The 23052-nt window shown below is 32.4% G+C and carries 23 protein-coding genes; 14 read left to right on the top strand and 9 right to left on the bottom strand.

The genetic code is table 11. The features are described 5' to 3' along the window. The first annotated feature begins 504 nt into the window (after positions 1-504). Entirely contained in the window at positions 505-876 is a 372-nt protein-coding gene (locus V7056_RS01655; protein ID WP_499698690.1) for a DUF1516 family protein, read from the top strand. Between the two features lie 47 nt (positions 877-923). On the opposite strand, the gene V7056_RS01650 is transcribed toward V7056_RS01655, so the two are convergent. After that, positions 924-1487, bottom strand: coding sequence for a DUF2777 family protein (locus tag V7056_RS01650; protein ID WP_499698688.1), 564 nt, complete (start codon positions 1485-1487; stop codon positions 924-926). Between the two features lie 460 nt (positions 1488-1947). On the opposite strand from V7056_RS01650, the gene asnB reads away from it, so the two are divergent. Next, complete coding sequence (asnB, locus tag V7056_RS01645) at positions 1948-3795, top strand: asparagine synthase (glutamine-hydrolyzing) (RefSeq protein ID WP_499698686.1); 1848 nt, start codon at positions 1948-1950, stop codon at positions 3793-3795. A gap of 135 nt (positions 3796-3930) precedes the next feature. On the opposite strand, the gene V7056_RS01640 is transcribed toward asnB, so the two are convergent. The 3 genes from V7056_RS01640 to V7056_RS01630 form a co-directional block, all read right to left on the bottom strand. Continuing rightward, positions 3931-4293, bottom strand: a complete 363-nt coding sequence (locus V7056_RS01640; RefSeq protein WP_192601113.1) for a P-II family nitrogen regulator — start codon at positions 4291-4293, stop codon at positions 3931-3933. A 12-nt stretch (positions 4294-4305) separates the two neighbouring features. Further along, positions 4306-5532 carry an ammonium transporter gene (locus V7056_RS01635; protein WP_499698692.1) on the bottom strand — a complete coding sequence of 409 codons (1227 nt, stop codon included), beginning with the start codon at positions 5530-5532 and terminating at the stop codon, positions 4306-4308. Between the two features lie 209 nt (positions 5533-5741). Continuing rightward, positions 5742-7526 carry an alpha-glycosidase gene (locus V7056_RS01630; protein ID WP_499698684.1) on the bottom strand — a complete coding sequence of 595 codons (1785 nt, stop codon included), beginning with the start codon at positions 7524-7526 and terminating at the stop codon, positions 5742-5744. A 212-nt stretch (positions 7527-7738) separates the two neighbouring features. Here V7056_RS01630 and V7056_RS01625 point away from each other — a divergent pair, with 212 nt between their 5' ends. After that, positions 7739-9244, top strand: a complete 1506-nt coding sequence (locus V7056_RS01625) for an alpha-amylase family glycosyl hydrolase (RefSeq protein ID WP_499698682.1) — start codon at positions 7739-7741, stop codon at positions 9242-9244. A 124-nt stretch (positions 9245-9368) separates the two neighbouring features. After that, on the top strand, positions 9369-10412 hold the full coding sequence (locus tag V7056_RS01620; protein WP_499698680.1) for a LacI family DNA-binding transcriptional regulator: 1044 nt from the start codon (positions 9369-9371) through the stop codon (positions 10410-10412). A 97-nt stretch (positions 10413-10509) separates the two neighbouring features. On the opposite strand, the gene V7056_RS01615 is transcribed toward V7056_RS01620, so the two are convergent. Beyond that, positions 10510-11001: a YajQ family cyclic di-GMP-binding protein gene (locus V7056_RS01615; protein WP_087999959.1), complete on the bottom strand. Its 492-nt coding sequence runs from the start codon at positions 10999-11001 to the stop codon at positions 10510-10512. A gap of 121 nt (positions 11002-11122) precedes the next feature. Between V7056_RS01615 and V7056_RS01610 the strand changes: the two genes are divergently transcribed. Both V7056_RS01610 and V7056_RS01605 read left to right on the top strand, forming a co-directional pair. After that, positions 11123-12004, top strand: a complete 882-nt coding sequence (locus V7056_RS01610) for a CvfB family protein (protein ID WP_499698678.1) — start codon at positions 11123-11125, stop codon at positions 12002-12004. A gap of 94 nt (positions 12005-12098) precedes the next feature. Beyond that, positions 12099-12950, top strand: a complete 852-nt coding sequence (locus tag V7056_RS01605; RefSeq protein WP_499698675.1) for a YitT family protein — start codon at positions 12099-12101, stop codon at positions 12948-12950. Positions 12951-13160: 210 nt separating this feature from the next. Here the strand turns inward: V7056_RS01605 and V7056_RS01600 are convergent, their stop codons facing one another. Then, entirely contained in the window at positions 13161-13292 is a 132-nt protein-coding gene (locus tag V7056_RS01600) for a DUF3941 domain-containing protein (protein ID WP_087999961.1), read from the bottom strand. A gap of 127 nt (positions 13293-13419) precedes the next feature. Between V7056_RS01600 and V7056_RS01595 the strand changes: the two genes are divergently transcribed. Both V7056_RS01595 and V7056_RS01590 read left to right on the top strand, forming a co-directional pair. Further along, the gene (locus tag V7056_RS01595) at positions 13420-14271 is read left to right on the top strand and encodes a YitT family protein (RefSeq protein WP_499698673.1); all 852 of its coding nucleotides are present in this window, start codon (positions 13420-13422) and stop codon (positions 14269-14271) included. 202 nt (positions 14272-14473) lie between these two features. Beyond that, positions 14474-15295, top strand: a complete 822-nt coding sequence (locus V7056_RS01590) for a BsuPI-related putative proteinase inhibitor (protein WP_499698671.1) — start codon at positions 14474-14476, stop codon at positions 15293-15295. Between the two features lie 60 nt (positions 15296-15355). Here the strand turns inward: V7056_RS01590 and V7056_RS01585 are convergent, their stop codons facing one another. Together V7056_RS01585 and V7056_RS01580 are read right to left on the bottom strand one after the other, a co-directional pair. Further along, positions 15356-15502 (bottom strand): hypothetical protein, encoded by a 147-nt coding sequence (locus tag V7056_RS01585; protein ID WP_167374466.1) that lies wholly within the window; start codon positions 15500-15502, stop codon positions 15356-15358. A 205-nt stretch (positions 15503-15707) separates the two neighbouring features. Next, entirely contained in the window at positions 15708-16526 is an 819-nt protein-coding gene (locus V7056_RS01580; protein ID WP_499698669.1) for a Cof-type HAD-IIB family hydrolase, read from the bottom strand. 153 nt (positions 16527-16679) lie between these two features. Between V7056_RS01580 and V7056_RS01575 the strand changes: the two genes are divergently transcribed. Next, on the top strand, positions 16680-16859 hold the full coding sequence (locus V7056_RS01575; protein ID WP_499698667.1) for a YjzC family protein: 180 nt from the start codon (positions 16680-16682) through the stop codon (positions 16857-16859). A gap of 476 nt (positions 16860-17335) precedes the next feature. Here the strand turns inward: V7056_RS01575 and V7056_RS01570 are convergent, their stop codons facing one another. After that, positions 17336-17524 carry a YjzD family protein gene (locus V7056_RS01570; protein WP_087999965.1) on the bottom strand — a complete coding sequence of 63 codons (189 nt, stop codon included), beginning with the start codon at positions 17522-17524 and terminating at the stop codon, positions 17336-17338. 149 nt (positions 17525-17673) lie between these two features. Between V7056_RS01570 and V7056_RS01565 the strand changes: the two genes are divergently transcribed. The 5 genes from V7056_RS01565 to V7056_RS01545 all read left to right on the top strand — a co-directional run bounded on the left by V7056_RS01565 (position 17674) and on the right by V7056_RS01545 (position 22926). Beyond that, positions 17674-18399, top strand: a complete 726-nt coding sequence (locus V7056_RS01565) for an alpha/beta hydrolase (protein ID WP_499698665.1) — start codon at positions 17674-17676, stop codon at positions 18397-18399. Positions 18400-18447: 48 nt separating this feature from the next. Further along, positions 18448-19251: a hypothetical protein gene (locus V7056_RS01560; protein ID WP_499698663.1), complete on the top strand. Its 804-nt coding sequence runs from the start codon at positions 18448-18450 to the stop codon at positions 19249-19251. Between the two features lie 573 nt (positions 19252-19824). Continuing rightward, positions 19825-20760, top strand: a complete 936-nt coding sequence (locus tag V7056_RS01555; RefSeq protein ID WP_499698661.1) for a beta-ketoacyl-ACP synthase III — start codon at positions 19825-19827, stop codon at positions 20758-20760. Positions 20761-20791: 31 nt separating this feature from the next. After that, the gene (gene fabF / locus V7056_RS01550; RefSeq protein WP_499698659.1) at positions 20792-22036 is read left to right on the top strand and encodes a beta-ketoacyl-ACP synthase II; all 1245 of its coding nucleotides are present in this window, start codon (positions 20792-20794) and stop codon (positions 22034-22036) included. Between the two features lie 158 nt (positions 22037-22194). After that, the gene (locus V7056_RS01545) at positions 22195-22926 is read left to right on the top strand and encodes a DUF2268 domain-containing putative Zn-dependent protease (RefSeq protein ID WP_499698657.1); all 732 of its coding nucleotides are present in this window, start codon (positions 22195-22197) and stop codon (positions 22924-22926) included. The last annotated feature ends 126 nt before the right edge of the window (positions 22927-23052 follow it).

Raw genomic sequence — 23052 nt, 5'->3', positions numbered from 1 at the left:
TTTAAAAATAATATAAATGCATCATAAGTCTTATTTTTAGTACTTGGTATTATGGGTATATTCTCATATTAATTTAGTGTTTTAGCGATTTACTCTCATTGAATTCTGACAAAATGCTATTTAACCTAGAAGAGAATATATTTATCTAGTTATATTGGTAGAGGATCTCCTTTAATTTAGACCTAGAAAAATAGGACATCCTTAAAAAAAGCACATTTTTAAATGGATAATCAAGTAATAAATTTTTAGTAGCTTCTAGTTTATTTATTGTAAAAAGTATCTTAAGTGAATCAAAAAAGAGTTTGTTAAATTAAGTGTGAAAATGCTCTTTTAGTTGTCAATACGATAAAGAAATTGAATAAGTATAAATATTTTTTTGAATCAATTTACAACTCATTACAGCTCAGGTTCATAAATCGTTCAAAAAGTAATCATAGTAAATTTATCAATTTCTTATAGAGTGTGATATGATATTTTAGAAACTGATTTTTGGGAGGAAACAAAATGGTTCACTTACATATTACTTCGTGGGTATTGGCGATTATTTTAGCCCTTTATGTAGGACATGGCTATAAAAATGGTCAAAATGTAAAAGTTGCACACATGATTTTACGATTATTATACTTTGTTATTTTAGGTACAGGATTGTATATCTTTATCGATCTACCTAAAGACAATATGCCATCAGATTTAAAAATGCTTTACAACATTAAAATGGGACTTGGGATTATTATGCTTGGAGTATTTGAGTATTTCACGGTTTCTTCAAAGAAAAAACGTAAAATGCTTGTTCCGGTTACAATTTTTACAATTCTTATTTTAGCTTTATTATATTTAGGCTTTAGATTACCACTTGGTTTTAATTTCTTTGCTTAAATCTAAACAAAAAACTGTCACATTAATTTGTGACAGTTTTTTTATGCTTAAGATAATTGTGTTAATAAATAACGGTTTCCAGTTGCTTTTGTTAATTCAAATCGGTGATTTTGTTCCTCAGGTGAAATTTTAAATTGATGGTAGACTGAACAAACTAGTTCTTCATTGTCAAAAACGATAAAATTTACACCTTCAGTTGGTGTGTTTTCTGGTTGGAATGAAAGGAAATTATGACAGTAAAGACAATCGTATAATGAAAAACCGTGGGTATTCAGTAAGTATGCTAAAGAGAAAAATGATTCATCACTTAAATTTTTTAATAGTGAATCAAAGCTATATAAAAGTTTCCTTTGAATTCGTAATACATCCCCGTTTTGTAATTTTTTCTTTTTAGAATGGAAGATAAGATATGTTCCATCTTGAAATGAAGCTGGTATCCATTCTTCATTAATAGAAACTTCAAAATCCTTTTCGATTAGTTCATCAAGAATAAATGCTTCATCTGTTTCATCATCAAAGAAGACCCACTCATCATTAATTTCTTCTATTGATCCAATTGTAAAAGCACGAGGTTGCTCTTTAAATAGTTGTGATCGGTGCTTATAATGCATTAAGTAACCTCCAGTTACGAACGTTCTATATCATTACGTAAATTTAACAAATATTGATTTAATGGAAAATTAGTGATTTGGACATTTGGAATTAACATAAATATAGAAGGAGTATATAAATAAAATAATTTCCTTCGAACCATTTATTAACTTTCGAATATTGTTTTTTTATGGATTAATTTTCAATCAGAAATTGCCTGAAGTAGGCGTAATATACTTCATAAGTTTTCAGCTGATTTTATGTTTAATGTACCTGATAAAATATAGCTGCTACTTTTTTCATTTATTGACATAACTTAACTATTTTATAACTATGCAAAAATTCAAAATGCGTATGGACAAATAAGGATAGCTTTGCAATTTTTTTATTAAAAATTGCACTCTTTAATATTGGTGGCAATAAGATATAGAATTAACTTTATTTTTCTAGGGAAATAGCCCAGAAGGGAGAAAATAAATTATGTGCGGTATAACTGGGTGGGCAGATTTTGATCAAAATTTATTAAATGTAAGTGCTACAGTTAAGAAAATGGCTGAAACATTATCTAAAAGAGGTCCCGATGATACGAATGTGTGGACTTCGAATCATTGTAGCTTTGGGCATAAAAGATTGGTTGTTGTTGATCCAGAGGGTGGAAAGCAGCCGATGAATAAATCAAAGGAAAAATCCAATTATACTCTTTGTTATAACGGTGAACTATACAATACTGAGGATATTCGAAAAGAACTATTAAAACGTGGATACACATTTCAAGGACATTCAGATACTGAGGTTTTATTGACTAGTTATATTGAATGGAAAGAAGGCTGTGTAGATCGATTTAATGGCATTTTTGCATTTGCTATATGGGATGAAGAGAAAGAAAGCTTATTTGTTGCTAGAGACCGATTAGGTGTAAAACCTTTATTTTTTAAAGAAGATTATAAACGATTAATATTTGCATCAGAAGTAAAAGCAATATTGGCGCATAAAGATGTAAAGGCAGAATTGACAGAAGAAGGATTGTCAGAAGTATTTGGTTTAGGACCATCTAGGACGCCTGGAAATGGAGTATTTGATGGAATCAAAGAACTTCGTGGTGGGCACGCAATGACATTCTCACGCAATGGATTAAAAATATGGAAATATTGGGAAGTTGAAAGTAAAATCCATACAGATTCAATAGAGGAAACAGCTGAAAAGGTTCAATTTCTTGTGAAAGATGCGATTGTAAGACAATTAGTTTCTGATGTACCACTTTGTACGTTTTTATCTGGTGGGGTAGATTCTAGTACGATCACTGCGATTGCAGCAAATCATTATAAAAAAGAAGGTAAAGGTCAGTTAACAACATACTCAATTGACTATGAAGAAAATGATAAATATTTTACTTCAAGCGTTTTTCAACCAAATTCAGATGCACCATGGATTGAATTAATGTCAAAAACATTTAATACGAATCATCAAAGATGTGTGATTTCAAATGAAGAGTTAGTGCACTATTTAGAAGAAGCAACTGAGTGTAGGGATTTACCGGGAATGGCGGATGTGGATTCTTCTTTATTATGGTTTTGCCAAAAAATCAAACAAAACTTTGTTGTAGGACTTTCAGGGGAATGTGCCGATGAAATCTTTGGAGGCTACCCGTGGTTTCATCGTGAAGATGACTTGAATAGACCGGCATTTCCTTGGATGAGGTCAACTGAGTTACGTCAGAATCTTCTAAAAGATGAATGGAGTAAGAAGTTAAACTTAACAGCGTATGTTCAAGATCGATACGATGAAACAGTAAGAGAGACGCCGATTCTTGAAGGAGAAAGCCCGTTAGAAGCAAAAAGAAGACAATTGTTTTACTTAAACAGACAATGGTTTATGGCGCAATTATTAGATCGTAAAGACAGAATGAGCATGGGAGCAAGTCTGGAAGTTCGTGTTCCTTTTGCTGATCATCGATTGGTGGAGTATGTTTGGAATATCCCGTGGGAAATTAAAATGTATGGTAATCGTGAAAAGGGAATTTTAAGGAAATCACTAGAAGGGTTATTACCAGATGATATTTTATACCGTAAAAAAAGTCCTTACCCTAAAACGCATAATCCAGTTTATACTAATTTAGTAGTACAAAAGCTTAAAGAGAGTCTGAATGATAAAGGTTCAGCACTCTATGAGTTTTTTGATAAGGAACAATTAAACAGTTTAGTTGAGAGTGAAGGTACAGCATTTAAAGTACCTTGGTACGGTCAATTAATGTCTGGACCGCAATTATTAGCGCATTTATATCAAATCCATGTTTGGTTTAAAAAGTATAATATTAATATTAAAGCATAAAAGTAAGAGGTGAATTTTCACCTCTTTTTTTGTTCATATTTATGTTAAATGGCTTGTATAGAAAAATCATGATTAGAAAGTAAAATAATTACATGAAAAAACCTAGTCATAAGAAAATGACTAGGTTTTTCTCAATTAATAATCGTTTTGAAGGGCATCGCGACCTTCTTCGCCAGTACGGATTTTAATTGCATTTTCGATAGGGTAAATGAAAATTTTCCCATCACCAGGCTTACCTGTTTTTAAAACTTTTTTAGCTTCGTCAATTACTGACTGTACGGGGACGTCACATACAACGATTTCGACTTTGATTTTTTCGTGTAAGTTAATTGTTCGTTTCGTGCCTCGATAAACTTCAGTATAGCCTGATTGCATTCCGCAACCCAATACATTAGTGACAGTCATACCAGTAATCCCTACTTTTGCAAGGGCATCCTTTAGTACATCGAATTTATCAGGTCTAGTAATGATTTCAATTTTCGTTAATTTCGCAGTCATGTTAATGCCTCCTTATATACTTGCATCGTGATAAGCTTTTTCGCCGTGAATCGCTAAATCGAGTCCTAAGTTCTCTTCTTCTTGATCAACTCGAACGTTAACAAAGAAGCCAATTACTTTAATGATGAGGAATGTAACAACTCCTGCGAATACATAAGTTGATCCAATAGCGATCAACTGTTTAACTATTAATGAAGCATCTCCATAGAATAACCCGTCTGCTCCTGCACTATTAACAGATTTTGTTGCAAATAAACCTGTTGCAATCGCGCCCCATGTACCACCAATACCATGACATCCGAATGCATCTAAAGCATCATCATATCCGAATTTATATTTTAAGTATGTGACAGCTAAGAAACAAATAATTCCACCTAAGAAACCAATTAAGATAGAGGATAAAGGTGTTACAAAACCACAGGCAGGCGTTATGGCTACTAACCCAGCAACTGCTCCACTTACACCACCAAGAATGGTTGGTTTTTTATTTACGTACCATTCTACTAATACCCAGCCAACTGAGGCAGCGGCTGCGGCTGTATTTGTATTAATAAATGCTGTTAGTGCTACATCATTTAATGTAAGTGCGCTTCCTACGTTAAATCCGAACCATCCAAACCATAGTAAACCTGCGCCTAATACTGTTAAAGGTAAATGGTGAGGAGAGGTAGTTCCAAAATCTTTCCGTTTACCTAAAAGAAGGGCTAATACTAAACCTGAAACCCCTGAAGAAATATGAACAACTGTTCCCCCAGCGAAATCAAGTGCTCCTAAGTTTCGAAGCCATCCGTCTACGCCCCACACCCAGTGTGCTAACGGATCATATACAAATGTTGTCCAAAGTAAAGTGAATAATAGAAATGCAGAAAATTTCATTCGTTCAGCAAATGCGCCTGAAATAAGAGCTGGAGTAAGAATGGCAAACATTAGTTGAAACATCATGAAAAGATTATGAGGGACTGTTGCGCTGTAATTTTCATTAGGAGTAAAACTGACATCCTTTAATGCTGCCCAGGAAAAATCACCGATTAAATGTTTTACATCTGGACCAAATGCTAGTGAATAACCAATTAAAACCCATTGTATTGAAACAATGGCCATTGCTGCATAGCTGTGCATTGTTGTACTTAAAACGTTTTTACTTTTAACCATGCCACCATAAAAAAGGGCTAAACCAGGTGTCATAATCATAACAAGTACTGTTGAAATAAAGAGAAACACACTATCAGCTGCTTGAATACCGTTCATTTTCATTCCCCATTTCTGTTATGTTATATTTTATAACATCAAATGTTATATAAGTTATCATATTCAGAATATATGCAAAATTCAATGATTATTTCACGAAAAAGTAAATTTTTTTTCGTTGAATTGAATGAAAACGCTAACAAAATAAAAAGATGTAAGAAAATGTAACGTGGATTATGAAGATGCATAAAAATACAGACTCAAATGATTGAGTCTGTGGATTCAATTTTTAAGATGAAAAAATCAACTGGCGGTATATCAATTAATATAGAATCAGATTCTGCAGCAAATTGTGAATGATTCCATAAATTTGTGATTCTCTTATTTCTCATTTTTATCGGTAATGTAACAGAAGCTATTTCATGAGAAGGATTAATGAAAACGAAAATAGATATTTTATCACTACTTCTTTCATAAATCAGTGTTTGGCTCTGTTCGTCAATTTGATCAATCCATTTGAACTCACCTTCGTTTTCCAAAACTGGATACAAGCCTCTTAGTGAAATTAACTTTTTTAAGGAATTGTAAATAAGTTCATTATGTTCGGAAGAGTCCCAAACCATACAACTTCTGCATTCGGGGTCATTACCACCAGTAAGACCAATTTCATCTCCGTAATATATACAAGGAGTCCCAAAAAACGTTAAAAGAAAAACATATAATAAAATAACTTTTTTATCCTGGTGATGTGATTGAGTTAGGACTCTCGGTGTATCATGGGTACCTATAATATTAAATAAAACTTTGATTACTTGTATTGGATATAGCGAAATCATTTCATTGATTGAATGTTTGAACTGAACTGTGGAAATAGTTTCGTAGGAAAAATAAGAAAGTAACGACTTTAATAACGGGTAATTCATTACAGAATCGAACTCATCACCACGTAACCAAGGCATTGCATGATGCCAAATTTCACCGACTATAAATATATCTGGTTTTATTTCTTTCATTTTTCGATGAAACAGTTTCCAAAAATAATGGTCTATTTCATTTGCGACATCAAGCCTCCAACCATCAATGTTAAATTCTTTAATCCAATATGAACCAATTTCTAATAAGAAGTTTTGGACATCTTTATTTTCTGTGTTCAATTTAGGCATTTCTTTAACAAATGAAAAAGTTTCATATGAAAAATCCCCATTGTTTAATTCATTTGGATGAAAATGAAACCAATCATAATATTTAGAGTGCTTACCATTTACTAAAACATCTTGAAACGGAGGAAAAGAATAGCTCGTGTGATTAAAAACAGCATCTAACATTACTCGAATATTATAATCATGACATTTTTGAATTAGTCTTTTTAAGGTAGTTTCGTCACCAAATGAAGGATCAATCTTAAAATAATCAATCGTATCATACTTATGATTTGAGTTTGCCTCGAAAATTGGAGTTAGATAAATACCTGAAATACCTATATCCTTCAAATAATCGATTTTTTGGATAATCCCTTCAATGTCCCCGCCGTAAAAGCTTGTGTTAGTAGGTTGGCTTTTACCCCAGGCTAATGTGTTTGTTGGATTATTTAATTGATTACCACTTGCAAAGCGGTCCGGGAAAATTTGATACCAAACAGTTTTCTTTACCCAATTAGGAGGAGAAATCAGTTCATTTTTATGTAAATAAGGTAGTGTAAAACTATTTGAAAGATCATGATCATTAAACTGATCAGAAAAACCAGCTTCTCCGTAAAAGAGTGAAAAATGATCATTTTTAATAAAAAATTGATATTTCATACGCTTGTTTAGGGGAGTAACACTTACTTCCCAAAAATCGTACATTTCCGTAGAAAATGCCTTATACATAGGAAGTGGTTCTTCAATATTCCATCTTGATTCTTTGAAATGAAAAGGGTCGCCATAATATAAAATAGCCTCAGTACAATCTCCCTTTTTTGTACGTAATCTTAGGCAATATGTCTGATCATTAATTGCAAAAGCATATTGATCATAAGGTTGATGGAAGATGGTTTCTTTTTGCATACAATCATCCTTACGTTAAAAATGATAAAAAATCTTACTATAAGAAATTACCTTGCTATCTAAACTATAAGCAGTATAATAAAAATAGCTTGTGCAATCGCTTCCATTTCTATTAATTTAATAAAGTATTTGTATTTCACTGTAATATTTTGCAAAATAATGATAGAGATTGAAAAATGTACATGCACAAGACGTTGCAGGGGGAGAAATGAATGAAGCGGTTTAGTTATTTATTAATTGCGATTGTATTCATCTTGAATATGATTCCGAATAAAATTTTTGCAGAAAAAAATACGGATTTAAAAAACGATATGGTTTATAGGGTTCTAGTTGACCGATTTAATGATGGTAACCCTAGGAATGATAAAGACACAAATCCAAATGACTTAAACAAATCCCAAGGTGGAGATCTTGAAGGGATAACCCAGAAGCTTGATTATATTAAAGATTTTGGTTATACGACAATATCATTATCACCTATATTTGAAAATGATGCAGATTCATATGATGGATTTTCAGTCATTAATTTTAAACAAATAGATCCGAGATTTGGTACGATGAAGGATTTAAAAAAACTAATTAAAGAAGCACATAAACGTGATCTGAAGGTTATCATTGATTTCGTCATAAATAATGTTTCACCGAATAGTGATCTAGCAAAAAGTGATCAGCATGCGGACTGGTTTAATCCTATGAGTAGTAAAAGCGATGAAGAAAAGTGGGTTAATGGATTACCAGATTTAAATCAAAATAATCAAGATGTGGAAAAATACTTTCTTGATTTAGGTAAATGGTGGATTAATGAAGCTGATTTTGATGGTTACTATTTACAGGATGTTAATTTTGTTCCAGTTTCATTTTTAGAATCTTTTACAATAGGTATGAAAAATGTAGATTCGAATTTTATCGTATTAGCAGATGTAAATGAAACAAGTGACGTCCAAATGGAGAAGTATCGTAATGTAGGTTTCGATGCAATTAATAATGCACCTTTATTAAGCAAATTGAGTAATTCCTTTGCATCTCAAAACAAACCTATTACTGATTTATACAATGCACACAAAGAATTATCAAAACAATTAGGTTCAACACAAATCGTTAATTATTTAGATAATGAAATGACAGAGAGATTTGTTTCAATTGCACAAAGCAAAGGAGAATACCCGCCTTCTAGATTAAAATTAGCTCTTGTTTACTTATTTTCAACACCTGGATTACCACTGAACTATTATGGGACAGAAATTGCAGTAAATGGTTCGAAAATCCCTGAGAATCGAAAAAACATGGATTTTAGAACAGATAAAGATTTCTCAAACTATATTATAAAATTAACTGAATTAAGAAGTACCTTACCATCTTTAACAAAAGGTGACTTTAAAGTAATATATGATAAAAAAGGTATGACTTTATTTAAGAGAACCTATAAAAAAGAAACAACATTTATCGCAATTAACAATACATCATACGATCAAAAGATTCACTTAGATTTTGATGTTGTTAAAAATACAAATGAGTTAAGAGGACTTCAAAATGATGATTTAGTGAGACCAAGTAAAAAAGGTTTCGATATTGTATTAAAGCGTGAATCATCAAATATATATGCAGTTGCGCCAAAAACACATATCAATTTAGGTGTGATAATCTCAATTCCATCTATATTTATCGCTTTTGTCATATTTTTATGGGCAGCAAAGCGTCGTCAAAGTAAAATAAATTAAATAATTTGGATTAAGCGCTTTTGAATTTCGTGTCATTCGTTCACATTAGACTAGTTTCTTTAGCGCTTAACCTTTAACATTAAATGAGAACGGTTACAAACATAATGAAGTAAGGGGTAAAAAAATGACTATTACAATAAAGGACGTTGCGAAACTTGCAAATGTAGCACCTTCAACAGTTTCACGAGTTATTTCAAATAGTCCTAGAATAAGTGAAAAAACAAAGCGTAAAGTTCGCAAAGTAATGGATGAACTAAATTATCATCCGAATTTAAATGCAAGATCATTAGCGAACCGTTCAACTAAGTCAATTGGATTAGTATTACCTCCAGCATTAGATGCTTCTTTTCAAAATCCGTTTTTTGCAGAAGTAATAAGAGGTGTTACTGCATATTCAAATCAAAAAGAATATTCATTGTACTTTATCACGGGTAAAAATGAAGAAGAAGTTGAACAAACAGTTAATAAGACAGTTAGAGGAAGAAGAGTTGACGGAATCATACTACTTTATTCGAAAGAAAATGATAACATCATTGATTATTTAAGCGAACATAATTTTCCGTTCGTTTTAGTTGGAAAACCGTACCATTATATAGAAGATATTACGTATGTAGATAATGATAACTATGCAGCGGCAAGAGAAGTAACGAATTATTTTATAGATCAGGGCCATAAACGTATTGCATTTGTTGGGGGAGAAAGTAGTCTACTTGTAACGAAAAATCGTTTACGTGGATTCCAGGATACGATGCAATTAAACGGCTTATCTGTTAAAGAGGAAGAAATAATATTTACTTCGTTTACTAGAGATGGTGGTAGAAAAGCCGTAACTCAATTAATGGAATTAACTGAGTTGCCATCAGCAATTGTCGTAACAGATGATGTGTTATCACTTGGAATCATCAGTGTTTTTCAAGAGCAGGGTATATCAGTACCAAAAGATATTTCAATTATTAGCTTTAATAATGCTATTCTTGCAGAACTTGCAAATCCACCATTAACGTCGGTAGATATTAATATTTTCCAACTAGGTTATGAAGCTGCTAAAAATATTATCTCTAAAATTGAAGAACCAGATGGATCAGAAAAAAGTATTCTTGTTCCTTACAAATTAATTGTTCGAGGCACTTGTATGAAAAAAGAAGATTTAGAATTAGTGAAAAGCTAGTTTGATGAATTGAATTACCCTAAAAATATTTAGGGTGTGTTTTATAGTCAAAATATAAAAAGGATGACATCCGTCATCCTTTTTACTATGTAGTCAATTAACGATAATTTAAAAATTGTACATCAATTGGTAAATCAGCAGCTCTTACAGCTGAAATAATTGCTTGTAAATCATCTCTGCTCTTAGCAGTAACTCTGATTTGATCATCTTGAATTTGTGATTTAACTTTTAGTCCACTATTTTTAATAATCGTATTGATTTTTTTAGCATTATCTTTATCAATACCTTGTACTAATTTTGCTCTTTGTCTTACAGTACCACCAGATGCACCTTCTACTTTACTGTAATCTAAATTTTTAATTGGTACATTTCGTTTTACTAATTTACTAATTAATACATCTTTTAATTGCTCTAATTTGAAATCATCATCAGAAACTAAAACAAGCTCTTCTTTTTCTAATGAAATTGAGCTTTTACTACCTTTAAAATCATATCGAGTAGCAATTTCCTTTGTTGCAAGTTGAATTGCATTTGAGACTTCTGGTAAGTCTACCTTAGAAACAATATCAAATGAACTTTCTTTTGACATAGATAGAATCCCTCCAAATCGTTAATACTTGTATTATAGTGTATGATAGACGAAGTAACAAACTTTGAATTAGCATGATATAATAATTTTTAGTTAGAAGTTTAGAAAGGATGTAACAAAAATGAGTTTACAAGCAGGAGAGATTGTCACTTTAGTGTGCAGTCGTGAAACAGATATTGGGTATATGCTTGTCCAAGATCAAGAAGAAGTATTTTTACATAGAAATGAAACGGCTGGAGAAATTGAATTAGATCAAGAAGTAACAGTGTTCTTATATCATGACTCAAAAGGTAGATTATCTGCAACAATGTCAATGCCACATATTACGACTGAAGGATATGGTTTTGCAAAAGTAGTTGATAAATTAGATGGAATTGGTGTTTTTGTTAATATAGGAATATCAAAAGATATCCTTTTAGAAAAAGGTGACTTACCACCTCTTGAGGAAGTATGGCCACAAGAAGATGATGAGATTTTTTGTACATTAAAACGTACGAACAAAGGTAGACTGTTAATTAAATTAGCAACTGAACCAGTTATGGAAGAATATTCTGTCCGAGCTGAAGAAAGTATGCTAAATAAAAATGTTTCAGGAATTATCTATCGTACATTACGAGTTGGTTCATATATTTTAACTGATGAACGCTTTATTGGATTTATTCATGAATCTCAACGAAAGACGGAACCACGAATTGGTCAAAGAGTAAGTGGTCGTATAATAGATATTAAAGAGGATGGAAGTGTAAATGTATCACTTTTACCTAGAGTACATGAAGGAATGGATCAAGAAGCGGCAGAAATATACGAATATATTATGAGTCGTGGAGGAGCGATGCCATATTGGGATAAAAGTGATGCAGAAGATATAAAAACTCGATTCGGAGTTAGTAAAGCATCATTTAAACGATCAATTGGACGCTTAATGAAAGATGGAAAAGTCTACCAAGAAGGTGGATGGACATACGCAAAAGAAATGTTTGAGAAAAAAGAATCAGAAGAATAAATAGTAGTAGCCACTTCATAATTGAAGTGGTTTTTTGCTATTTTTTTCTAACTTACAGGCATACTAAGGATATAAATGTATAGGAGGCAAGTAAGTGGAGGAGAAGAAAGAGCTATTAATTAAGATAATTGTTGTAACCATAGGTGGTTTGTTAAATGCATTTGCGATGAATTGCTTCTTAATTCCAGTCAGTGTATATTCAAGTGGTTTTTCTGGACTTGCGCAATTACTTTCAAATTTGACGTCAGATTATACATCGTTCCATTTGTCTACGGGTGTATTATTAGCAATCTTAAATATTCCTGTTATTATACTTGCATGGAAAAAAATTGGTCCATCTTTTACTTACTTTACAATCTTAAGTGTTGGAATAACGACTTTATTTTTAGAATTGATTCCAGTAACCCCTTTGTTTTCAAAAGATATATTGTTAAATTCTGTATTTGGTGGATTAATTGTGGCAATTGGGATTGGATATACATTAAAATATGGTGCGTCAACAGGCGGTTTAGATATTATTGCTTTAGTACTGTCTAGGTCAAAAGGGAAACCAGTAGGAACTTATTTTTTCCTTTTCAATGCAGTCATTATTTTAACAGCAGGTTATATTTACGGAATGGAAAAAGCACTTTATACATTGATTAATTTATATGTGACTTCAAGATTTATTGATGCAATTCATACGAGTCATATTAAAGTTACTGCATTTATTGTCACGACAAAAGGTGACGAGCTGAGAAAAGAAATACATTCCAGATTAGTTCGTGGAATCACAGCAATTAATGCTAAAGGAGCGTTTACGAACCAAGATAAACAGGTTTTGATGATGGTATTGTCTAGATATGAGTTGTATGATTTATCTAGAATTATCAAATCGGTAGATGAAAAAGCATTTACAAATGTCGTTCAAACAGTAGATGTATTTGGTGAATTTAGAAAAATATAATGAAAAATGAAATGAGCTATTCACACTTCTAATCAATGGAAGTAAATGAATAGCTCATTTTTTGAATCTTATTAATAATAAGGCTTTTTAATGTAACAAAACTTTTTGTTGTCTTTCATATAGAAATAAATATACTTAAATTATTGGCTTACAATATTGCTAAATTAACCTATTAAATATTATAAAAAAACATGTTATTTCTAAGGTAGATTAAAGATGATCGACGCTTTTTGAAAATGATTTTTTACCAGCTTTTGCATTTTTTCTTTCTAGTTCATTTTTTTTAGCTTGAACTGCATTGTTATCTTTAGCTTTTTTATCATTATCACTAGTATGAGGCATAGTTAAGCTCCTTTTTTATTGAATATAACTATATTTTTGCCCTTATTTTTGTAAATATGTATTCGTTCTTTTATTACTACTTTATATAGAAAAATGTAGTTTTTAATTTGGGGAGGTTTGTTGAGAGTTGGAAAGAAATAAAGATCTTATTATTAAGCTGGTAGTTGTGGTCATTGGGGCATTTTTAAATGCATTTGCAATGAACTGTTTTTTAATCCCAGCCAATATTTATTCAAGTGGATTTGCAGGTTTAGCACAGTTATTTGCAAATATTATTACAGACTTTACCCCGTTTACGGCAACAACAGGAATTCTATTAGCGATTTTAAATATTCCAGTTATTATTTTAGCTTGGAAAAAAGTCGGTCGTTCTTTTACGTACTTTAGTTTTCTAAGCGTTGGAATCATGACATTTTTCTTAGAAGTATTACCGGTTGACCCAATTTTTTCAGATGATATTTTACTCAATGCTGTATTTGGAGGACTTATTGCTGCAGTTGGTATTGGGATGACTTTAAAATTTGGAGGTTCAACAGGTGGTTTAGACATTATTGCTTTAGTATTATCTAGATCAAAAGGAAAGCCAGTTGGTACTTATTTCTTACTGTTTAATGCAATTATTGTCATTACAGCTGGTCAACTATATGGAATGGAGAAAGCACTCTATACTTTAATTAACCTATATGTAACTACACGCGTAATCGATAGTGTTCATACTAGCCATGTTAAGCTAACTGCAATGATTATCACAACAAAAGGTGAAGAACTAAGCAAACAAATTCACTCTAAATTAATCCGCGGGATCACAAAAATGGATGCACGAGGTGCGTTCACTAACCAAGACAAAGACGTTCTAATGATTGTCCTATCACGATACGAACTATACGACCTAGAACGAATCATCAAAAAAGTAGACCCAAAAGCATTCACAAACGTAGTACAGACAGTAGACGTACTAGGTGAATTTAGAAAAATGTAAATTGAAAAGTGGAAGCGGCTCGCTTTGCCCCGACAAGCATTAGAGTAAAATACAAAGTCAGCAAAGTGCAGCTTTTCCATCATTAACTTAATCTTGATCTCACTAAAGGTAGGACTTCCCTACCTTTTTATTTATTTTTAAACCTATTTTTCAGTTTTTTGGTATAATTTAGGTCAAGGATATAAAAAAGGTGGAGATTATTTTGAAAAAGAGATATGTTCTCTTGTTTGCTTGTTCACTTCTACTTTCAGGTTGTGGAGCAAATAGTGAAAAAGAGATAAAGCCAACACCAAGTACTAAACAAACAATTGAACAAAATACTGAAATTGATTTGAAGAAAATTTCGACTAAATTAGAAGTAACGGAAGCTAATGGACTTGTAACGATGAAATATTCGCTGCGAAATTCAGATGATATTCCAGCAAACTTTACATTCCCTTCAGCTCAAATAATTGACTTTACAATTAAAAACGATAAAGGCGAAGTGGTTTATCAATCATCAAAGGATATGTCTTATGCACAGGCCTTAACGAATATCGAAGTACCAAATGGAACTGCTAAAGTATGGGAAGAGCAAGTAAATTTCCCGGATAACAGTATTCCTTATGGGAATTATGAAGTTTCAGCTAACTTTGTAGCAACTGCTGTAAATGATAAAAAGCTATTTGGTGAAATCACTTCAGTGACACAACCACTTTCATATCATAAGTTAACGACGGTCAATGAAAATGGATCAAAAGTAGTTATTAGTGGAGAAAATGGTCACTATGAAATCAAGGGAACTTACTTATCTGAGCAAGATGAAATCTACTACTCAGTAGAAGATGGTCATAATAATCTAATCGATGAAACAATTCTACCAGTAAAAATAAAAAGTGGATCAGTTAATTTATTAGACTTTAGCCTAGATATTCCAAAAGAAAGTTTACCGAATAATGGGGTTGTCACTCTTATTATTTATGAAAAAAATCAAGATGACCAGGTAACAAAATCAATTAACGTTGCACTTCAACAATTTGAATAAAATGTAAAAAAACAACCATAGGTTAGGTCCTATGGTTGTTTTCTTTTTGCTTGATTTGGCTTAAGCATTGTAGTTGTAGCTTTGACTATTAGCTTTTCGCTCTTCAGCCTCAGCTAAAGTAAAATGATAAGGGAACTTTTCAGAGTATTTCGTAACAGAATCAGAACTTTGTTGAATAAAGCGCTTAGACTTATTACTTTTGCCCATGATGAATTCCCTCCCAGATTGGAAAGCTTAGTTGAAATCTTCATAGTAAAATCCAAATAGAATTGATCTAACATCAAAAAGTGGAAGTTACTCTTTTGAAGAAGTCCTTTATAGATTGTACAATTTTGAAGTTGTTATAACTGGTACTTATTCTCTTGTCTGTCATTTTTTCCATATGACAGTTTTATCCTCAATATTAATGATATTAATTGCATTTTAATTGAAAGAAATCCTCCAAGAAGATAGCAATACCGTCTTCTTGATTAGAAAGAGTTGTATGCTTTGCAAGTTGCTTTAATGGTTCAATTGCATTTTTCATCGCCACACCATGCCCAGCGTATTCGATCATTTCTAAGTCATTATCCTCATCCCCGAAAGCGATAATATTTTTGCGAGGAATATCATAATAAGATGCAACTTTTTGTAAACCAACTGCCTTATTCATTCCAGCTTTTACTACTTCAATTATATGATGTGGTGCCGCCCATCGTCTGTGATCAATTACTTCTGCATGCACGTCCGATAAATGCTCTCGAATACTTGAAACATGGGCTTCATCACTATCAATTAATAAGCAAGTAGGTGCGTGTTGTAGATTAGATAGTAAATCACCGTGAATGATTTCATCCTTTACATATTCAAACATTGGCATAATGTGTTCCTCATGCATATCAGCATAAATATCATCTAAAACTTCAGCATAAAGGTTTTTTAATGCATATTCACGACATGAGCTAATTACTTCCTTCGCAACCCCAAGTGGTAATGACTCATGATATACTCCCCATGAGTTATCTAATGGGTGGTGAACATAAGCTCCATTAAAATTAACGATAGGTGTAGTAAGTTTTAGTTGATCATAATACATTTTGCTCGCTCGATAAGGTCTACCAGTGGAAATAACAATTTCATGGCCAGCAATTTTTAATTGTTCAATTGCTTTTAATGTTCTTTCTGAAATGATTTTTTCATCAGTAAGTAATGTACCGTCTAAGTCTAGTGCAATTAAATGTTTCGATTTCATCGTTATCTCCTTTTTTCTTTTATTGTGGACTATGTGAATGAAAATATATATTTGGATAAACATCCAATAATTACTAATACTACCATCTTTTTAAAAGAAAAATCTTTTATTTTAGAGGGACAATAATAATCAATATGGAAGGAGGAGATTAGAATGGGACAACCACATCAATTTCGCCCGGGAGAAAAAGCCCCTAATAATGGCGTTTATATTGAAATCGGCGAGACAGGAAGCAACGTAACTCGACCAAAACAAATCAGATTAGAAGCGGGAGAAGTATTCCCCGAAACTCAAAATCACAACCGAAAATGGACATACAAACGTAAGCCTTAACGAAAAGTGGAGGCGACTGTTCAGCTCCGACAAGCATAAGGCAAAGAACAATGAAAGTTGCTTTTTAACTTTCAATGGGCTTTGACTTATGACCTCGAGGAGTTAGGAGCCGGAACTAGACACCAAGAAAAGTGGAGGCGACTGTTCAGCTCCGACAAGCATAAGGCAAAGAACAATGAAAGTTGCTTTTTAACTTTCAATGGGCTTTGACTTATGACTCGAGGGCAAGACGCTGGAACTAGACAACGAAAAGTGGAGGCGACTGTCTCTACCTACTTATGTCTTTAATGAAAATCAAATATAAAAAGAAAAAAAGCGCTATTCGATAAATTCGAGGCGCTTTTTTTATGCGTTTACAAAAATTAAAATTACAAACAATTTTAGGATGTATTTTAAAATTCGTTTTTAATCGATATTCTTTCATATGTATACTGTCGAACATTTTTGGGTTCTCTTACATATGTTAAATATAGATTTTAGTGGTGTTTTGCTACAGGTTCATTTGGAATTACTGCTTCGCTTAAAATTGCAATAACTACAGTAAAGGCAATCGCCATTAATGAAGCACTAGTGAAATTGTATTCTCCACCAGTCATTGAACTTAAAACATAAGCTCCCATATGAGATAAAATAAAGCACCAGATAAATGCCATAATTACGCGCACTTATATCACTCCTATCTAGTTGGTTCTTATCATATTATATACCTAGAAATTTGATAATTGAAGTTTTTATTAAAAAAATTTAACTTTGAAATGTCACTTGACTATTTTATTATTCCCAAAATACTAAATTTGACAATAAGGTGATAAGAATGCCAGTAACAGAAAGGTATTTTAGACAAGAAAATCAATATGCGGTAATTCACTTACCGATTAAACCAAATGGATTTGGAGTCCTATATATTGGTGGAAATACTCATTATGTAGATGAGGAACAAAGCTGTTTACTTCAACATTTTGATAAAAGAAAACTTCTTTCAACATTAACTGAAGAGGGTTATACAGTATTCACTTCGAATTTATATGGTAAAAATTGGGGCAGTGATGATGCAGTTGAATTAGCAGAGGTTTTATATCATTCGGTAATGAGAAAAGAAATTTTGAATCCATCAATTCATATTATTGGAGAAGGAACCGGAGCATTAGTTGTTTGTAAATTATTAGCGCATTTAAAAGAAAAGGTCAGAAGTATTTGTTTATTAAATCCTTCTTTAAACTTAAAAAATGAATTAGATCTAGAAAGAGAAAATAAACTTTTTTATAAGAGAACTGTACATGAAATATTGAAAGCTTATAAAACGACTGATATTTATTATGCGATCGGTCGGAATTGTTATTTTTATGAAACTATTTCCCCAATTAAAATTTATTCCACAACAAGAAATCATTTTAAATGGAAAAGAGATATTCGCCTTTTAGAAGAAGAAAGAAATAGAAATAATTTACCGATTTCAATTCTAATTTCCTTAGAAGAAAAGAAATATGAATGTGGTAAAAACTTAGTGAAATTTTTAAAAAAATATCAAAATGTTTTATAAATTATAGATAAAACGATACAAATATCATTTTGAAGGAGGAGGGCTCGAGTGAAAAAATGTGCTGTGATTGGTTCAAGTGGATTTATTGGATATGAATTAGTTTGTCAGTTAATGGAGTATAACGATGTTACTGCTGTTGTTACGGAAAAAGGTAATGAAAGTGATGTAATTAGTGAAGAAAAAATTTTTTCTATCGGAAGAAATGCAAAAGTAATCTTTGTGGATGAAGAACAGTTTATAACAGAAGAAGAGAAATACGATAATATTTTTGTTTGCCATTATTTCGATGAATTAAGGTTAAAAGGTTCAGTAGATTTGGTACAATTCGAATCAATATTTAAAATGATCAGTTCAAAAAGTAAGGAACTTATTTTTCTGACATCAACAACAAAAGAGCTTTCTTCAATTGAAAAAAAAGTAAGTGAGTTAAACAAAGATTCAAAAACGAAAGTAACTTTTATTGAGTTACCGGCATTGTATGGACCTTGGGAACCTCCTACTGGATTGTTTCACGAATTAATCGTTTCTGAATTGGGTAAAAAGAGAACAACCTTTCATAACGTATATGGACCAAACGAAATCTTATATGTTGAAGACGTCGGAAAAGCAATTAGATTAATAGCGGAAAAAGAATTAAAAGAACAAAAATACACAATAACTGCAAAACAAAGTGTGTATTTACCTGAAGAAAGTGATTTTACTGGGATTAACCAGCTGTTGAACGAAATAAAGGTTTCAAGAATGAAAAGTTCAATCGATTCAACTCCATTTGTCATTATTAATACAACGTCAATTGAGAATGGTGTAAAAAAACAAAAGCAACAAATACAACAATATTTTCATCTATATTAATAGACTTGAACTTAAGATATATGTGAAGTTTTCACTTTGTGGGAGAAAATAATAAAATAACGTACAAAGGGCCACTAATTAACAAGAGTGGCCTTTTTAAATGCATATATTAGTACGATAATTATTAACAATGTCTTAAAGTTATTTTAAAGCACACAGTTGATAAAGAGAGTGATTAGAGCGGCAGGTGCGAGACTCTTGTGGGAGTAACGGGATAGATGAGACCCCGCAGGAGGTTCACAGGATGTCATGCATGCGTTACGACAGGACTTCGTGGTTTTAGCTTGCCTTCCTTTTTTCCAGGAGGTTCAAGTCTCACCCCATGGAAAGCGAAGTACCTGGAATGGAAAATAACACTCTTTTTTATAGATCCAATTAGAAAGTATTATTAAGGTTTTTCATTTATTAAGAAGAAGTGACTGTATAGGCTATTTCTCTTTTGTTTCCAATATTTTTAATGAGTGATTTACATATAAAAAGATAAAAATGTAGACAAAAAGCTTTTAATTTCATAAAATTAGTACCAGATAATAATAATAAGTTATAAAATATGAAAGTTAGGCGGGGATATTAATGAACGCTGGAATTTTAGGGATTGGCTCATACGTACCCGAAAAAATCTTATCAAATAGTGATTTAGAACAAATGATGGATACATCTGATGAATGGATTGTAAGTCGTACAGGAATTAAAGAACGCAGAATTGCAAGCGATGAACAAGATACTTCTCATTTAGCATATGAAGCAGCAGTAGAGGCTTTAAAAGATGCGGATGTTTTAGCTGAGGAGTTAGATTTAATTTTAGTTGCTACTGTAACACCAGATATGTCGTTTCCTTCTGTAGCTTGTGTAATTCAAGAAAGACTTGGAGCAAAGAATGCAGCTGCGATGGATATTAGTGCTGCTTGTGCTGGCTTTATTTATGGCGTAGTTACAGCTACACAATTCGTGAATACTGGGACATATAAAAGAATACTTGTAATTGGTGCAGAAAAATTAACGAAAATTGTTAATTGGGAAGACCGTAATACTGCAGTATTATTTGGTGATGGAGCTGGTGCTGCAATTATTGGACCTGTTAGTGAAGGAAGAGGTATTCTTTCTTATGAATTAGGTGCAGATGGTACAGGTGGAAAACACTTATATAAAGGTGGAGACCATCTTATTATGAATGGTCGTGAAGTATTTAAATTTGCTGTTCGTCAAATGGGCGATTCATGCGAAAATGTTTTAAAATTAGCTGGTTTAACAAAAGAAGAAGTAGATTTCTTAATACCACATCAAGCGAATACGCGAATTATGGATGCTGCACGTGAGAGATTACAACTTCCAAAAGAAAAAATGAGTGTGATCATTGACCGTCATGGTAATACATCTTCTTCTTCTATTCCGATTGCTTTAGTTGAAGAATATAAAAAGGGAAATGTTAAAGAAGATGACGTCCTAGTACTTGTAGGTTTTGGTGGAGGTTTAACTTGGGGCGCGATTACACTTCGTTTTGGAAGATAATAAAGATCATGTTAGAAGGGAGTAAATTCACATGAAAAAAAGAGTCGTAATAACAGGTTTAGGTGCAGTGACGCCTATCGGAAATGATATTAATACAATGTGGGAAAGTCTGATGAACGGGAAAAGTGGGATTGGTGTATTAACACGTAAAGATCCTGAGAACTTTCCAGTAAAAATTGCTGGAGAAGTAAAAGATTTTGACCCTGAAAAATATATAGATAAAAAAGAAGTAAAACGTATGGATCGTTTTACTCATTATGCAATTGCAGCATCTAAGATGGCCTTAGAGGATGCAAATTTCACGATTAATGAAGAAAACGGACCAAAAGTAGGTGTTTGGATTGGTTCTGGTATTGGTGGAATGGAAACGTACGAAGAGCAATTTAACACTTTTCAATCAAAAGGTGCAAGAAGAGTAAGTCCGTTCTTTATTCCAATGTTGATTCCTGATATGGCTTCGGGTCAAGTTTCAATTATGACAGGTGCAAAAGGTCCAAACGGTTGTACAGTAACAGCTTGTGCTTCTGGTGCAAGTTCGATTGGTGATGCTTTTAAAATTATCCAACGTGGTGATGCAGTAGCAATGATTACTGGTGGTGCAGAAGCGCCAATTACTGATATGGGTCTAGCTGGATTCTGTGCTGCTAGAGCATTATCATTAAATCCTGATCCAGAGACTGCATGTAGACCATTTGACAATGCACGTGATGGATTTATTATCGGTGAGGGTGCAGGTATTGTATTCCTAGAAGAGCTTGAGCATGCTTTAGCACGTGGTGCAAAGATTTATGCTGAAATCGTTGGATACGGAACAACAGGAGATGCACATCACATAACAGCACCAGCGCCAGGTGGAGAAGGTGGAGCACGCGCAATGAGAATGGCAATTGAAGATGGTGGTTTATCAATTGAGGATATTCACTATATCAATGCACACGGAACTAGTACGGAACTAAATGATAAATTTGAAACAATGGCTATCAAAGAAGTATTTGGTGAGCATGCATACAATGTACCAATTAGTTCAACTAAATCAATGACAGGTCATATGTTAGGAGCTGCAGGGGGAATTGAAGCGATTATTACAGCTTTAACAATTCACAATAAAGTAATCGCTCCAACAATTAACCATCAAGAGACAGATAGCGATTGTGATTTAGATTATGTACCAAATGTAGCTAGACCATTTAATGTTAAGGCAGCTATTTCAAATTCACTAGGATTTGGTGGACATAATGTTACGCTAGCATTTAAAGAATATAACAAAGAAGCTTAATAGAATTTTTGAAAGCCTAGGATGATTCCTAGGCTTTTTTATTTATACAAGTAACGGAGTCCAAGGTCTCAACATAATTTATAGTAAATTGAGGTGAGTGACTTGGGATAATAGCGACATATAACTGGATGAATATTTTTGATAATCCGATTGCCATGATGAAAAAACTACTGCCGTATTTTCCTAGACATGACGAAGAGAGTTTATATGAATATCTTCAAACACATGGGCTTGCGAAACTGACAAAGGATAGTAAGGAAGATATGAAGCAAATCATTGAACAAAATATCTTCAAACGTTTAAGTAGCGAATTTAATGTACTACGAAATGAATTGAATGGACCCGATATACCTATTATTATTTTGCCTTGTCATGCTACACGAGGGATCTTTCAGAAGGTGAGTTATCATAGAGGTGGAATAGCCTATAAAAATTGTATTTGTTTATTTTTATCTCCATTAGAAGGAATTTTGCAACATAAAGCAGTATTATTACATGAGTATCACCATATCGTCAGGTTGAAAAAACTTCATAAAAATAATAAGGTCACGCTATTGGATGCAATGATCCTAGAAGGACTAGCTGAAACAGCAGTTTTAGAGAAATACGGGCAAGAAGTACAGGCTCCATGGACTACATTGTATTCTTCTTCACAATGCGAAATTTATTTTGATAAATATTTAAAAGATAAACTAAAGATTACGAATCATGATGAACAATTCTCCAAATATTTGTATGGTGGAAATGGAATTCCAAAACTATTGGGTTACGGTGTAGGCTACGATCTAGTTAAAAGTTGTTTAGAACAAACGGAATGGTCTTGTGAAAAATTAATACGAACTTCGAGTGAGAAAATTAAAGATAATGCACTAAATTATATTGCATTTTAACTGCAAGCGATTTCATATTATTTATCATTTATAAATATAGATAAGTAGACAATTAATATCTATCATTTTGAGTATGAATCGATTCAATTTTTCTAAAATAGAAGACTAAAAACATCCTGTTTGAAG

Origin of the sequence: Bacillus sp. JJ664, from assembly GCF_036962205.1 — a bacterium.
GTDB lineage: Bacteria > Bacillota > Bacilli > Bacillales > Bacillaceae_G > Gottfriedia.
This window is presented reverse-complemented; position numbering and strand designations above follow the sequence as displayed.